This is a genomic window from Paraburkholderia bryophila (genome assembly GCF_013409255.1).
Classification (GTDB): domain Bacteria; phylum Pseudomonadota; class Gammaproteobacteria; order Burkholderiales; family Burkholderiaceae; genus Paraburkholderia.
Genome location: NZ_JACCAS010000001.1, coordinates 3,650,960 through 3,664,457 on the forward strand (window position 1 = coordinate 3,650,960; position 13,498 = coordinate 3,664,457).

Genomic DNA, 13,498 nt, shown 5'->3' on the forward strand with positions numbered 1-13,498 from the left:
GTGCGCCGGGAGATTTGCGAACGATCGTGCCACAATCGCCGGACCCGCACAATTGGTCATTCGGCAAATAGCCGTTGTGCAAACTCGCCATTACAATGCGCCGATGAGCAAATCCAGACACGTCTCCGAAACGCCGGCCACGCAGTTTCTGCGCCGCCATGGCGTCACGTTCGGCGAACATCCTTACGATTATGTCGAACACGGCGGCACCGGCGAATCGGCGCGCCAGCTCGGCGTGGACGAACATCATGTCGTGAAGACGCTAGTCATGGAAGACGAACACGCCAAGCCGCTGATCGTGCTGATGCACGGCGATCGTACCGTCAGTACCAAGAATCTCGCGCGGCAGATCGGTGCGAAGCGCGTCGAGCCGTGCAAGCCCGAGGTGGCGAACCGGCACTCCGGCTATCTGATCGGCGGCACCTCGCCGTTCGGGACGCGCAAGGCGATGCCCGTGTACGTCGAGTCGAGCATTCTCGAGATGGATACGATCTGGCTGAACGGCGGCCGGCGCGGATTTCTGGTCAGTATCGAGCCGAAGGTGCTGACCGGTCTGCTGGCCGCGCAGGCGGTTCAGTGCGCGAGCGTCGATTGACGTTTGCCTGAATGTTTTCCGGGCGGGCGGGTTGGGTAGAATGTGCGCCGCTTTGTCGTCCGTTGCGTTTGCGGGTGGGTGCGGGTGTTGGCCCGTTGTACGCCTTGTTGTATGCCCTGTTGCGGTTGGGGTATCGAGTTTCAGACCGCCGATCCTTATAAGAGTCCCTTGATGCAAAACCTGATCGTTGCTGTCGTTGCCTACCTGATCGGTTCGCTGTCGTTTGCCGTGATCGTGAGCAAAGCGATGGGCCTCGACGACCCCCGCTCGTATGGCTCGGGCAATCCGGGCGCCACCAACGTGCTGCGCAGCGGCAGCAAGAAGGCCGCGATTCTCACGCTGATCGGCGACGCCTTCAAGGGCTGGTTGCCGGTGTGGGCCGTCGTGCACTTCGGCGCGCGTTTTGGGCTCGACGATACGTCGGTGGCGATCGCGTCGATCGCGGTGTTTCTCGGCCACCTGTATCCGGTTTTCTTCCGCTTCAAGGGCGGCAAGGGCGTGGCCACCGCCGCGGGCGTGCTGCTCGCGATCAATCCGATTCTCGGTATCGCTACGCTGCTCACGTGGCTGATCGTGGCGTTCTTCACGCGCTATTCGTCGCTGGCCGCGTTGGCCGCGGCGGTGTTTGCGCCGCTGTTCGATGGTTTTCTGTTCGGGCCGCACATTATCGCGCTGGCGATCGTGGTGATGAGCACGCTGCTGGTGTGGCGTCATCGCGGCAATATCGCCAAGCTGATGCGCGGTCAGGAAAGCCGGATCGGCGCTAAGAAGAAGGCGGATGCGGCCGCGAGTCCGGCGGCGGGGAATGATCGTTGAGGGTGAAGCCGAGGGGTGTGGCGGCTTGGTTGGGGTGAGGCTCTACGCCTACTCCGGACCGGGGGTGATGCGTGAGCGGCGGCCTGGCTAGTGTTTTGTCGACACCGCCGCGCATACTCCTCGCGCGGTGCCTTCGCAGCCGTGCCTTCAGGCCGGCGCCTGGTTGCCCAGGCGCCCATTCGCGCGACTGACGCTCAGTCGCGGAAGTTGTTGAAGTCGAGCGGCGTGTCGGTCACGTCTTTGCGCAGCATCGCGATCACGCTTTGCAGATCGTCGCGCTTGCCGCCGGTAATGCGCACCGCGTCGCCCTGAATGCTCGCCTGGACCTTGATCTTGCTGTCCTTGACGAGGCGCACGATTTTCTTCGACAGGTCGCCGGACACGCCCTTTTTGATCTTGATGACCTGCTTGACCTTGTCGCCGCCGATCTTCTCGGTCTTGCCGTAGTCGAGGAAGCGCACGTCCACGTTGCGCTTGGCCATTTTGGACAGCAGCACGTCGGTCACCTGGCCGAGTTTGAAGTCATCGTCCGCGTAGGCGGTGATTTCGTTTTCCTTGTGTTCGACGCGCGCGTCCGACCCTTTGAAGTCGAAGCGGGTTGAGATTTCCTTGTTGGACTGCTCGATCGCGTTCTTCACTTCAATCATGTCTGCTTCACAGACGACGTCAAACGATGGCATTACATTCTCCCAATAGTGCTGCGGTGCGTGACGCGGCCGGTCGGCTGCTCACGGGGCACTCGCTATAATCACGGACCGGTCGTCATTTTACCGACGCCGTTCCCTTTTGCCCAAGGCTGCCGTGCATTGTCGCGCGGACCGGGGCGGATGTCGTTTCATTCGACGCTCATTCAACGTTCATTCGACGCTCATTCAGCATATCGTGCGTCGTTTCACTCTTCTCACTCCGATGTCCCAATCCGAATCCCCCGAGTTCATGTCCGGCTACTCGCTGAAGGCGCACAACACCTTCGGCCTCGACGTTCGCGCGCAGTTCGCGTGCCGGATCGAGCGCGAGGAGCAACTGATGGCGGCGGTGCGCGACCCGCGCGCGGCCGGCTTGCCGCGTCTGGTGCTGGGCGGCGGCAGCAACGTGGTGCTGAGCGGCGATTTCGGTGGACTGGTGCTGCTGGTGGCGCTGCGCGGCCGCCGTGTCGTGCGCGAGGACGACGCGGCGTGGTACGTCGAAGCGGCCGGCGGCGAGCCGTGGCATGAGTTCGTGGCGTGGACCTTGGCGCAAGGGCTGCCCGGACTTGAAAACCTCGCGCTGATCCCGGGCACGGTCGGCGCGGCGCCGATTCAGAATATCGGCGCGTACGGGCTGGAGATGTGCGAGCGCTTCGCGTCGCTGCGCGCGGTGGAGCTCGCCACGGGCGAGACGGTCGAGCTCGACGCGCAGGCTTGCCGGTTCGGCTACCGCGACAGTTTTTTCAAGCGGGAAGGGCGCGACCGCTTCGTGATTACGTCGGTGACGTTCCGTCTGCCGAAGGCCTGGCAGCCGCGCGCCGGATATGCCGATCTGGCGCGGGCGTTGGCTGCGAATGGCCATGCGGATGCGTCACCCACCGCGCAGGCCATTTTCGACGCGGTGGTGGCGGTGCGGCGCGCGAAGCTGCCGGATCCGCTGGAGCTCGGCAACGCCGGCAGCTTCTTCAAGAATCCGGTGGTGGAGGCGCAGCAGTTCGAGGCGTTGAAACTCAAGGAGCCGGAGCTCGTGTCGTATCCTCAGGCCGATGGGCGGGTGAAGCTCGCGGCAGGCTGGCTGATCGATCAATGCGGCTGGAAAGGGCGCGCGATGGGCGCGGCGGCGGTGCATGAAAGGCAGGCGCTGGTGCTGGTGAATCGCGGCGGCGCGAGTGGGGCGGAGGTGCTGGCGCTCGCCAAGGCGGTGCAGCGCGATGTGTTCGCGAGATTTGGTGTGGAGCTGGAAGCGGAGCCGGTTTGTTTGTGATTGGCTGACGGGTTGTCGGGTTGTCGCTGGCTCTGAGCGGCTACTGGAAAAGAAAAAAGCGCCAGGAGAAATCTCCCGGCGCTTTTTTTGCGTCCACTTTTCGGCGCTTGACTTCGCTTGCACGAAGTTAGCCTACGCCGACATGCTCACCTTCAGTCACGCTGACGACGCGCGTTTTCCGCGATCCGCATGCGCAGTGCGTTCAGCTTGATGAAGCCGCCGGCGTCAGCCTGGTTGTACGCGCCGCCGTCGTCGTCGAACGTGGCGATGGTCTTGTCGAACAGCGTTTCTTTCGAATCGCGCGCGACAACCGACACGCTGCCCTTGTACAGCTTCACTCGCACCCAGCCGTTGACCTTGTCTTGCGTATGGTCGATCAGCACCTGGATCGCGCGACGCTCCGGGCTCCACCAGTAGCCGTTATAAATCAGCGACGCGTAACGGGCCATCAGATCGTCTTTCAGATGCGCGACTTCACGGTCGAGCGTGATCGACTCGATGCCGCGGTGCGCCTTCAGCATGATCGTGCCGCCCGGCGTTTCATAGCAGCCGCGCGACTTCATGCCGACGTAACGGTTTTCCACCAGATCCAGACGGCCGATGCCGTGCTTGCCGCCCAGACGGTTCAGCTCGGTCAGCATTTCCGCTGCCGACAGACGCTTGCCGTTGATCGCGACCGGATCGCCGTGTTCGTATTCGATATCGAGGAATTCAGCCTGGTCCGGTGCCTGTTCCGGCGACACGGTCCAACGCCACATATCGGCTTCGGCTTCGTTCTTCGGGTCTTCCAGGTGACGGCCTTCGAACGAGATGTGCAGCAGGTTCGCGTCCATCGAATACGGCGCGCCGCCTTGCTTGTGCTTCATTTCGATCGGAATGCCGGCCTTTTCCGCGTAAGCGAGCAGTTTTTCGCGCGACAGCAGATCCCATTCACGCCACGGCGCGATCACCTTGATGCCCGGTTCCAGCGCGTAGTAGCCGAGTTCGAAGCGAACCTGGTCGTTGCCCTTGCCGGTTGCACCGTGCGACACCGCCTGCGCGCCGGTGGCGCGAGCGATCTCGATCTGACGCTTGGCGATCAGCGGACGCGCGATCGACGTGCCCAGCAGGTACTCGCCTTCATAAATCGTGTTGGCGCGGAACATCGGGAACACGTAGTCGCGCACGAATTCTTCGCGCAGGTCTTCGATGAAGATGTTGTCCTGCTTGATGCCGAGTTGCAGGGCTTTCTTGCGCGCCGGTTCCAGCTCTTCGCCCTGGCCGATGTCGGCCGTGAACGTGACGACTTCGGCGTCGTAATTGTCCTGCAACCACTTCAGGATGACGGAGGTGTCGAGGCCGCCCGAATAGGCGAGCACGACTTTCTTGATATCGCTCATGGTGAACTCGTAGCTGGAAAAAGCGGGAAAACAAGGCGCGCCGGCAGTTCCGGAGCGCGGAAAAAGCACTATTTTGACACTAAACCGCCACGCGCCCGCGGTTTTGGGGCTAGGTGGCGGGTCGGCCAGGCTCTTATGAAGCCCTGACATTCGGCCGGATGCGTGGCGCTGACGTGGATGCCTTGCCTCGTATTCAAGGCCCCGTCGCGCTTCACGCAGATGCTGCTGATCGTGCTGGGCAGCGGCTCGCTCAGTGATTCAGCTTGCCGAGCAGCAGGTATTCCATCAACGCCTTTTGCACGTGCAGGCGATTTTCCGCTTCGTCCCACACGACGCTTTGCGGGCCGTCGATCACTTCGGCGCTGACTTCCTCGCCGCGGTGGGCGGGCAGGCAGTGCATGAACAGCGCGTCGGCGTTGGCGCGCGCCATCATGTCGGCGTCGACGCACCAGTCGGCGAAGGCTTTCTTGCGCGCTTCGTTTTCAGCTTCGAAGCCCATGCTGGTCCAGACGTCGGTCGTGACGAGATCGGCGCCCGCGCAGGCTTCGTTCGGGTCGTCGAATTCTTCGTAGAACGGCGCGCTTTCCGCGGCAACCATGGTGTGATCGAGCTTGTAGCCCGGCGGCGTGGACAGGCGCAGATTGAAGCCGAGAATCTGCGCGGCTTCAATCCACGTGTACAGCATGTTGTTGGCGTCGCCGACCCATGCAACCGTCTTGCCGCGAATCGGGCCACGGTGCTCGAAGTACGTGAAAATGTCCGCCAGCACCTGGCACGGGTGATATTCGTTGGTCAACCCGTTGATGACCGGCACGCGCGAATTCTCAGCGAAGCGCTTAAGAATGTCCTGGCCGAATGTGCGGATCATGATGATGTCGACCATGCGCGAGATCACTTGCGCTGCGTCTTCGATCGGTTCGCCGCGGCCGAGCTGGGTGTCGCGCGTGCTCATGAACACCGCGTGCCCGCCGAGCTGGAAGATGCCGGCTTCGAACGACAGGCGCGTGCGTGTCGAATTCTTTTCGAAGATCATGGCCAGCGTGCGATCGTGCAGCGGGTGATAAGTCTCGTAGCTCTTGAATTTGCGCTTCAGAATGCGCGCGCGTTCGAGCACGTACTCGTAGTCGTCCAGCGAGAAATCCTTGAACTGCAGATAGTGGCGAATTTTCTTGGCGGTCATGAAACAAATACGGCGGTCTCACCCGGCAGGATTGCCGGACGGCGCCGCCGTCGTTTGTGGTAACTCAAAGCAGCATAAAGGATTTCGCCCCGTTTGACGAGTCGGCTAAAAGGCCGGGCAAGCTGTCTGAAAGCCGCTCGCAAGTGTCAAACAAGCCTTGTGTGCGCTGCGGAAAAAGGTCCGCTGCGCTATAATCTCGCGGTTATCCCAAAGCCCAGCAAGCCCGTATTTCGCTTGCGGGACACGGCTCGCGCGGCTCAGAAGGCCCTCACGCGGTGCGCCGTCATGACCAGCGCCGAGGCAGTTCGGTCGGCCTCTGGCGGTTTCTGGTGGCGCGACTCGTCGGCATGGCGAGCTCACGCAGTTCATGTCGCCGTGCCGTCCGCTTTGCTGTCATCCCGCTGGGCAGTTACACAGGTATTCCTACATGGCCGAAGAAGCTCCAACCGAATTTTTCATTCAGGGCATCACGTCGAAGGGAAAGCGGTTCCGACCGAGCGACTGGTCGGAGCGGCTTGCGGGCGTGATGGCGTGCTTCGGCCCGGGAAAAAAGGGGCCGAACGCCTACATGCAGTATTCGCCCTACGTCCGGCCGACCATGATCGGCGACCTCAAGTGCGTCATTCTCGATTCGCGTTTGCGGGACATCGAGCCCATGGCCTTCGACTTCGTGCTCAACTTTGCGAAAGACAATGACCTTCTCGTGACCGAGGCGTGTGAACTGCAACTCGAACACGCTACGCCGCAAGAAAAAAGACACGTGATTTAACGCGAGTCAGCCGGATCGGCAAAAACAAAAACCCGCCAGTGGCGGGTTCAGACTGCTGACCAACCCCACGTTTTTCGGAGCGTGGGGTTTTGTTTTTCAGGCAAAGCAAATCTGGCAGTGAAGCACGACGTGGCGGTTGAAACGGGCCAGAAGTGCAGCGATGAGCCACTGCAGGCGATTGCCGGGCCGCTGGCGCACGCATAAACACGCCCGCAGGCGTGCCACCAGCAGCGCGATCTTCTTGATGTTCTGCGCCGCAGCGCCGAGCAGGCACTGCTCGGCCACCTTGCGCAGCCCGCGCATCCTCGCGTAGCGATGCCCATGCAGCTGCTTGGCATCCGCGAAGCTGCGCTCCACCGTTTCCTTGCGCCGTTTGTAGATCGCCTTGCCCCAGTCGGTCAGGCGACGCGCATCGACGCGCTCCTTCGCGCGCTCCCATACGTGCCGGATGACCACCTTCACATGGTTTGCGCTCGTCGTGCATTGGCCGCGCGCCTCACAGGTGCCGCAGCGCGACGGATCGGACCTGAACTCCTGATAGCCCGCGCGGTTTGTCGTGCTGTAGCGCAGTACCTGCCCGCGTGGGCACGTGTATTCCTCGCGATACCGGCTGTATCTGAACTCGCGTTTGTAGAAGAACCCGGGCTTGTGATTCGGCGTGCGGTAGCCCATCACGCCCTCAATGCCGCGATCCTCCAGCCCCTGGCAGATTGCCGGCGTGAAGTAGCCCGCATCCAGCCCCACCGCCTGCACCTGGAAGCCAAAGCGTTCGCGCTGCCGGTCCAGCCGCGCCAGATACGGCTGGCTGTCGTGCACCGAGGCGGGTGTCACATGCGTGTCGGTGACGATTGAATAGCGCGCATCGACCGTGCGGTGATCCAGGTAGAAGAAGCCCGTGGGCTTGTCGTCGCGCACCATGTAGCCGCTGTCCGGGTCGGTGCGGCTGACCTTCGTTTCCTTGCGCTCCGGTGTGGCAGCCGACCTCGAGCCCTCATCGTCGTCGGGGCCTTTGCGTTCGTCGCGCCGCAGCGGCTTCTTATCGTGCGCTGCCCGGTCCGCATCGACCGCAGCGTCCAGCGCCGCCAGATAAGCCGAAGGCGCCTGTTCGAGCTGCACCAGATCAAACTTGCGCTTGTTGGCGTTCGCCTTCAGGTGGGTGCTGTCGGTGTAGAGCACCCGTCCCTCGACCATGCCGCGCCCGATCGCCTGCTGCACGATTGCGTCGAAGATCTCCTGGTAGACCGTCGTGTCGGTGAAGCGCCGTCGCCGGTTCTGCGAGAACGTCGAGGCGTCAGGCACCCGGTCCGTGAGCCGAAAGCGTGCAAACCACCGGTAGGCCACGTTGACCTGCACCTCGCGCATGAGCTGGCGCTCACTGCGTACCCCGAACAGGTAGCCGATGAACAGCAATTTGAACATCACCACCGGATCGAGCGCTGGGCGCCCGTTGTCCGCGCAATACAGGTGCGCCACCTTCTCACGGATGAATTCGAAATCCACCGCCGCGTCGATCTGGCGCAGCAGGTGGTCCTTCGGCACGAGTTCCTCGAGCGTCACCATCTCGAGTTCGTGCTGCATGGGCGTCGGTGTCTTCAGCATGCCCCAATTAAACGACAAAGCCCGACGCAAGGCCAGGCTTTGGGGGTACTTTGTCAGCAGTCTGAACCCGCCAGTGGCGGGTTTTTTTGTGTCTGAAGCGGTGGTGGCTTCAGCGAGTAGGGCGGGCTAAGCGCAAACCGCCGAGCCCCAAGCAAAAAAGCCCACCAAAGCGGGCTTTTTTGTGCAGCGGAAACAGGAGGTAGCCCACCGAAGCGGGCCGACCGAAATTACTGCGCTGCGGGCGCTTGCAGACCCTTGAGGGCTGCGGCGAGACGGCTCTTATTGCGAGCAGCCTTATTCTTGTGAACGATTTTCTTGTCGGCAATGATGTCGATGGTCTTCGACGATGCCTTGAAGATTTCAAGGGCCTTAGCCTTGTCGCCGGCGTCGATCGCCTTGCGGACAGCCTTGATGGCCGTGCGGAACTTCGAGCGCAGTGCCGAGTTGTGCGAGTTTGCCTTGGCGGCCTGGCGGGCGCGCTTACGTGCTTGTGCGGTATTAGCCATGACGGTTCCTTATCCTGTTCCTGTTTCCAGTACCCGACCTTCAAGTGGTGAGGTGCTGCTTTTAATCCGAACTCCTGGAAGCGATTGCCCAAGAGCGCAAAAGTGTCGAAAAAATTCGATCGTACGACGCGAAGGCGGGCCGTGTTTCGGAGTATTCGAGGCTTTGAGCAGGTAGCGTGGTGCCGACCTGAACCCCGTCCGAAAGTTGAGCGAGCTTCGAAACCGGCGATTATAGCAACAAAATCAGGCACGTGGCAACGGGGAATGTGCTGTCCCGTTCGGGCCGGCCGCCAGGAATGCCCGTTAGATTGCGATCGGATCGAACGTCCGCGCGACAAATCTGTCCGATTCGCGGTCTGCGCGATCCAATTGGTCGAATTCGGATCCAATTCGCGCTCCGGCTCGTCGTCCGCTCTTGCGGCACCCGTATAATAAGCGCCCCATGAATCTATTCCGAGCCCTGCTGACGGTCAGCGGCTTCACGCTGCTGTCGCGCGTGACCGGACTGGCCCGCGAAACGCTGATCGCACGCGCGTTCGGTGCCAGTCAATACACTGACGCGTTCTACGTCGCCTTCCGCATTCCGAACCTGCTGCGCCGTATTTCGGCCGAAGGCGCGTTTTCGCAAGCCTTCGTGCCGATCCTCGCCGAGTTCAAGAACAGCCAGGGGCACGACGCCACCAAGGCGCTGGTCGACGCCACGTCTACAGTGCTTGCGTGGGCGCTGGCGGTCATGTCGATTCTCGGCGTGGTGTTCGCGTCCGGCGTGGTGTTCGTCGTCGCGTCGGGTCTGGCGCACGAAGGCCACGCGTACACGCTCGCGGTCACCATGACCCGCATCATGTTCCCGTACATCATCTTCATCTCGCTGACGTCGCTGGCGTCGGGCGTGCTGAATACGTACAAGAACTTCTCGTTGCCCGCGTTCGCGCCGGTGCTGCTGAACGTCGCGTTTATCGCCGCGGCGGTGTTCGTCGCGCCGCGTATGAAAACGCCGGTCTATGCGCTTGCGTGGGCGGTGATCGTCGGCGGGGTGTTGCAGTTCATCGTGCAATTGCCGGGGCTGAAGAAGATCGACATGATCCCGCGCATCGGCCTGAATCCGGTGAAGGCGCTCGCGCATCGCGGCGTGAAACGCGTGCTGTCGAAGATGGTGCCCGCCATGTTCGCCGTGTCGGTCGCGCAGATCAGTCTGATCATCAACACGAACATCGCGTCGCGCATCGGCCCGGGCGCTGTCTCGTGGATCAATTACGCCGATCGGCTGATGGAGTTTCCGACTGCGCTGCTGGGCGTCGCGCTCGGCACGATTTTGCTGCCGAGCCTGTCGAAAGCGCACGTCGACGCCGATCCGCACGAGTATTCGTCGTTGCTCGACTGGGGCCTGCGCGTCACGTTCCTGCTGGCCGCGCCGAGCGCGATCGCGCTGTTTTTCTTCGCCGAGCCGCTGACCGCCGTGCTGTTCCACTACGGCAAGTTCGACGGCAATTCGGTCGTGATGGTGAGCCGCGCGCTGTCCGCGTACGGCGTCGGCCTGATTGGCCTGATTCTGATCAAGATCCTCGCGCCGGGTTTCTACGCGAAGCAGGACATCAAAACACCGGTGAAGATCGGCGTGGTCGTGCTGGTGCTGACGCAGCTCAGCAACTACGTATTCGTGCCGATTTTCGCGCATGCCGGCCTCACGCTGAGCGTCGGGCTCGGCGCGTGCGGCAATGCGCTGCTGCTGTTTCTGGGTCTGCGCAAGCGCGGTATTTATATGCCGTCGAACGGTTGGCTCAAATTTTTCGTGCAATTGCTCGGCGCCTGTCTGGTGCTGGCGGGCGTGATGCACTGGCTGGCCATCAGTTTCGACTGGATCGGCATGCATGACCGGCCGGTCGACCGGATCGCGTTGCTGGCGGCGTGCCTCGTTCTGTTCGCCGCGCTATATTTCGGTATGCTTTGGCTGATGGGCTTCAAGTACGCGTATTTCAAAAGACGAGTGAAGTGATCACGATGACGCGAGTTCTCGACTATTTCAGCACGCTCGTCGCGGAAGACGACAGCCTGCCGCTCACCGAGGCGGCGCTCTCGCTAGCGCAGGACGCTTATCCGGACCTCGATCTGCAAGGCACGCTGGCCGAGATCGATGAGTTGGTGGTGCGCCTGCAGCGCCGCATGCCGGACGACGCCGACATCCGGCAGAAGGTCGGCATTCTGAATCGCTTTTTCTTCCGCGAGCTGGGTTTCGCCAGAAACCTCAACGATTACGAAGACCCCGACAACAGCCATCTGAACGCGGTGCTCAAGCGTCGCCGCGGCATTCCGATTTCGCTCGCGGTGCTGTACCTGGAAATGGCCGAGCAGATCGGGATTCCGGTGCGTGGCGTGTCGTTTCCGGGGCACTTTCTGCTGCGCGTCACCACGCCCGACGGCGACGTGATGCTCGATCCGACCAACGGACATTCGCTGTCCGAGTCGCAGATGGTGGAGATGCTGGAGCCTTATGTGGCGTCGGCCAGCGACTCGGTGAGCCGGGCGTTGCGCATGCTGCTGCAACCGGCCACGCGGCGCGAGATCATCGCGCGAATGCTGCGCAATCTGAAGTCCACGTATCTTCAGACGGAACGTTGGCAGCGCCTGCTGGCGGTGCAGCAGCGTCTGGTGATCCTGCTGCCGAACAGTATCGAAGAGGTGCGGGATCGCGGCTTCGCTTATGCGCGGCTCGATTATTTGCGCCCCGCGCTCGAAGACCTCGAGCGCTATCTCGGCGATTGTCCGGATGCCGAGGACGCGACCGTCGTGGAATCGCAGTTGCATGAGTTGCGGCAACGCACGCAGCACAACGACGGCGATTAACGTCTCCTATTCAAACCAGACGCAATAAAAAAAGCCTGTGCATGATTCATGCACAGGCTTTTTTTGCATTGACGCACGCCGCCGGATCGAACCCAGCGGCGCAGCGCGGCTCAATCAAGTTACTTCGGCTGCATCCGGATCGCGCCGTCCAGACGAATCACTTCGCCATTGAGCATCGGATTGTCGAAGATCTGCTTGGCCAGCATCGCGTATTCGATCGGCTTGCCGAGGCGCGGGGGGAACGGCACCATCGCGCCGAGGGCGTCCTGCACTTCCTGCGGCATGCCGAGCAGCATCGGCGTTTCGAAGATGCCCGGCGCGATCGTCATGACGCGGATCGCGTTGCGCGACAGGTCGCGGGCGATCGGCAGCGTCATGCCGGCCACGCCGGCTTTCGACGCCGCATAAGCCGCCTGGCCGATCTGGCCGTCGAACGCCGCCACCGACGCCGTGTTGACGATCACGCCACGCTCGCCATTCGCGTTCGGCTCGTTCTTCGACATGGCCGCGGCCGCGAGCCGGACCATGTTGAAGGTGCCGATCAGGTTGATCGAGATGGTGCGCGAGAACGACTCGAGCGGATGCGGGCCGTCTTTGCCCACCGTTTTGACGGCCGGCGCGACACCGGCGCAATTGATCAGGCCGCGCAGCGTGCCGAGCTTCGTGGCGGCTTCGACGGCTTGCGTCGCGTCGTCTTCGCGGCTCACGTCGCATTTGACGAACACGCCGCCGAGTTCCTGCGCGAGCGCCTGGCCGGCCGCTTCGTTCAGGTCGGCGAGCACCACCTTGCCGCCGTTCTCGACGAACAGGCGCGCGGTTGCGGCGCCGAGACCCGATGCACCACCGGTGATCAGGAATACGTTGTCACGAATCTCCATGTCTTCTCCTTTGCGACGGTTTGTTCAGTTGTGTCTGGGTCGAATATCTTTTCGATAATCGATTGTAACGGCTATGTTGCAACGCGGAAAGCGCGGCGGCTGCATCGGCAGGCCGGCGGCCTTTCGACCTCAAACCGCTACGGATGGCTAATCAATCCTAATCGCGACGGCTCAAGGTGAACTTGACAAAAGTCACGCCGCAGAACGAAAAAACCCGCCGGCAAGGGCGGGTTTTTCATCGGACAAACTCGGTGCGAGGCGCGCTTACTTCAGCGCTTCGAATGCGCGGCCGCGAATTTCGTCGACGCTGCCGAGGCCCGAAATGCGGCGGTATTGCGGCGCCTTCAGCGAAGTCGATGCGTCGCCGTTATTGGCCCACGTGGTGTAGTACTCGATCAGCGGCTTGGTTTGCGCTTCATACACTTCCAGACGCTTCTTGACCGTTTCTTCCTTGTCGTCGTCGCGCTGGATCAGCGGTTCGCCGGTCACATCGTCCACGCCTTCGACCTTCGGCGGATTGAACTTGACGTGATACGTACGACCCGACGCAGCATGCGAGCGACGGCCGCTCATGCGCACGATGATCTCGTCGAACGGCACGTCGATCTCGAGCACGTAGTCGATCGCGACGCCGGCCTGCTTCATGGCTTCGGCTTGCGGAATGGTGCGCGGAAAACCGTCGAACAGATAGCCGTTCGCGCAGTCGGCTTGCTGCAGACGTTCCTTCACCAGATTGATGATGAGTTCGTCCGTGACCAGCTCGCCCGCGTCCATGAAACGCTTGGCTTCGATGCCGAGCGGCGTGCCGGCCTTGACGGCCGCGCGCAACATGTCGCCGGTGGAAATCTGCGGAATGCCGAATTTTTCCTTGATGAAGGTTGCCTGAGTGCCCTTACCTGCACCGGGCGCACCCAAAAGGATCAAACGCATGTGATATCTCCAGATCTATGTGAATTCTTGGGTGGCGCTGCAGTCATCCCACGAT

At 61.9% G+C, this 13,498-nt stretch carries 13 protein-coding genes; 6 read left to right on the forward strand and 7 right to left on the reverse strand.

All coding sequences use genetic code 11. From position 1 onward, the window contains the following. The first annotated feature begins 103 nt into the window (after positions 1 to 103). Both ybaK and plsY read left to right on the forward strand, forming a co-directional pair. Positions 104 to 595: a Cys-tRNA(Pro) deacylase gene (gene ybaK / locus GGD40_RS16360; protein WP_179703222.1), complete on the forward strand. Its 492-nt coding sequence runs from the start codon at positions 104 to 106 to the stop codon at positions 593 to 595. A 171-nt stretch (positions 596 to 766) separates the two neighbouring features. Beyond that, a complete protein-coding gene (plsY, locus tag GGD40_RS16365) occupies positions 767 to 1,411 on the forward strand; it encodes a glycerol-3-phosphate 1-O-acyltransferase PlsY (RefSeq protein WP_179744248.1) in 645 nt (214 codons plus the stop codon). Between the two features lie 194 nt (positions 1,412 to 1,605). Here the strand turns inward: plsY and GGD40_RS16370 are convergent, their stop codons facing one another. Then, on the reverse strand, positions 1,606 to 2,091 hold the full coding sequence (locus GGD40_RS16370) for a YajQ family cyclic di-GMP-binding protein (RefSeq protein ID WP_035548209.1): 486 nt from the start codon (positions 2,089 to 2,091) through the stop codon (positions 1,606 to 1,608). Between the two features lie 229 nt (positions 2,092 to 2,320). Here GGD40_RS16370 and murB point away from each other — a divergent pair, with 229 nt between their 5' ends. Further along, positions 2,321 to 3,361 carry a UDP-N-acetylmuramate dehydrogenase gene (gene murB, locus GGD40_RS16375; RefSeq protein WP_179744249.1) on the forward strand — a complete coding sequence of 347 codons (1,041 nt, stop codon included), beginning with the start codon at positions 2,321 to 2,323 and terminating at the stop codon, positions 3,359 to 3,361. A 152-nt stretch (positions 3,362 to 3,513) separates the two neighbouring features. On the opposite strand, the gene GGD40_RS16380 is transcribed toward murB, so the two are convergent. Then, positions 3,514 to 4,740 carry an argininosuccinate synthase gene (locus tag GGD40_RS16380; RefSeq protein WP_035548206.1) on the reverse strand — a complete coding sequence of 409 codons (1,227 nt, stop codon included), beginning with the start codon at positions 4,738 to 4,740 and terminating at the stop codon, positions 3,514 to 3,516. A 250-nt stretch (positions 4,741 to 4,990) separates the two neighbouring features. Further along, positions 4,991 to 5,920, reverse strand: coding sequence for an ornithine carbamoyltransferase (argF, locus tag GGD40_RS16385; protein WP_179703224.1), 930 nt, complete (start codon positions 5,918 to 5,920; stop codon positions 4,991 to 4,993). Positions 5,921 to 6,347: 427 nt separating this feature from the next. On the opposite strand from argF, the gene GGD40_RS16390 reads away from it, so the two are divergent. Then, a complete protein-coding gene (locus tag GGD40_RS16390; RefSeq protein ID WP_179703225.1) occupies positions 6,348 to 6,689 on the forward strand; it encodes a DUF3579 domain-containing protein in 342 nt (113 codons plus the stop codon). Between the two features lie 96 nt (positions 6,690 to 6,785). On the opposite strand, the gene GGD40_RS16395 is transcribed toward GGD40_RS16390, so the two are convergent. Next, complete coding sequence (locus GGD40_RS16395; protein WP_179707906.1) at positions 6,786 to 8,288, reverse strand: IS1182 family transposase; 1,503 nt, start codon at positions 8,286 to 8,288, stop codon at positions 6,786 to 6,788. Between the two features lie 227 nt (positions 8,289 to 8,515). Then, positions 8,516 to 8,794, reverse strand: coding sequence for a 30S ribosomal protein S20 (gene rpsT, locus GGD40_RS16400; protein WP_035548198.1), 279 nt, complete (start codon positions 8,792 to 8,794; stop codon positions 8,516 to 8,518). 442 nt (positions 8,795 to 9,236) lie between these two features. On the opposite strand from rpsT, the gene murJ reads away from it, so the two are divergent. Then, complete coding sequence (gene murJ / locus GGD40_RS16405; protein ID WP_179744250.1) at positions 9,237 to 10,787, forward strand: murein biosynthesis integral membrane protein MurJ; 1,551 nt, start codon at positions 9,237 to 9,239, stop codon at positions 10,785 to 10,787. A 5-nt stretch (positions 10,788 to 10,792) separates the two neighbouring features. Continuing rightward, entirely contained in the window at positions 10,793 to 11,635 is an 843-nt protein-coding gene (locus GGD40_RS16410) for a SirB1 family protein (RefSeq protein ID WP_179744251.1), read from the forward strand. A 119-nt stretch (positions 11,636 to 11,754) separates the two neighbouring features. Here the strand turns inward: GGD40_RS16410 and GGD40_RS16415 are convergent, their stop codons facing one another. Both GGD40_RS16415 and adk read right to left on the reverse strand, forming a co-directional pair. Next, positions 11,755 to 12,513 (reverse strand): 3-hydroxyacyl-CoA dehydrogenase, encoded by a 759-nt coding sequence (locus GGD40_RS16415; RefSeq protein ID WP_105512054.1) that lies wholly within the window; start codon positions 12,511 to 12,513, stop codon positions 11,755 to 11,757. 264 nt (positions 12,514 to 12,777) lie between these two features. Next, a complete protein-coding gene (gene adk, locus GGD40_RS16420; protein ID WP_105512055.1) occupies positions 12,778 to 13,443 on the reverse strand; it encodes an adenylate kinase in 666 nt (221 codons plus the stop codon). Between the last annotated feature and the right edge of the window lie 55 nt (positions 13,444 to 13,498).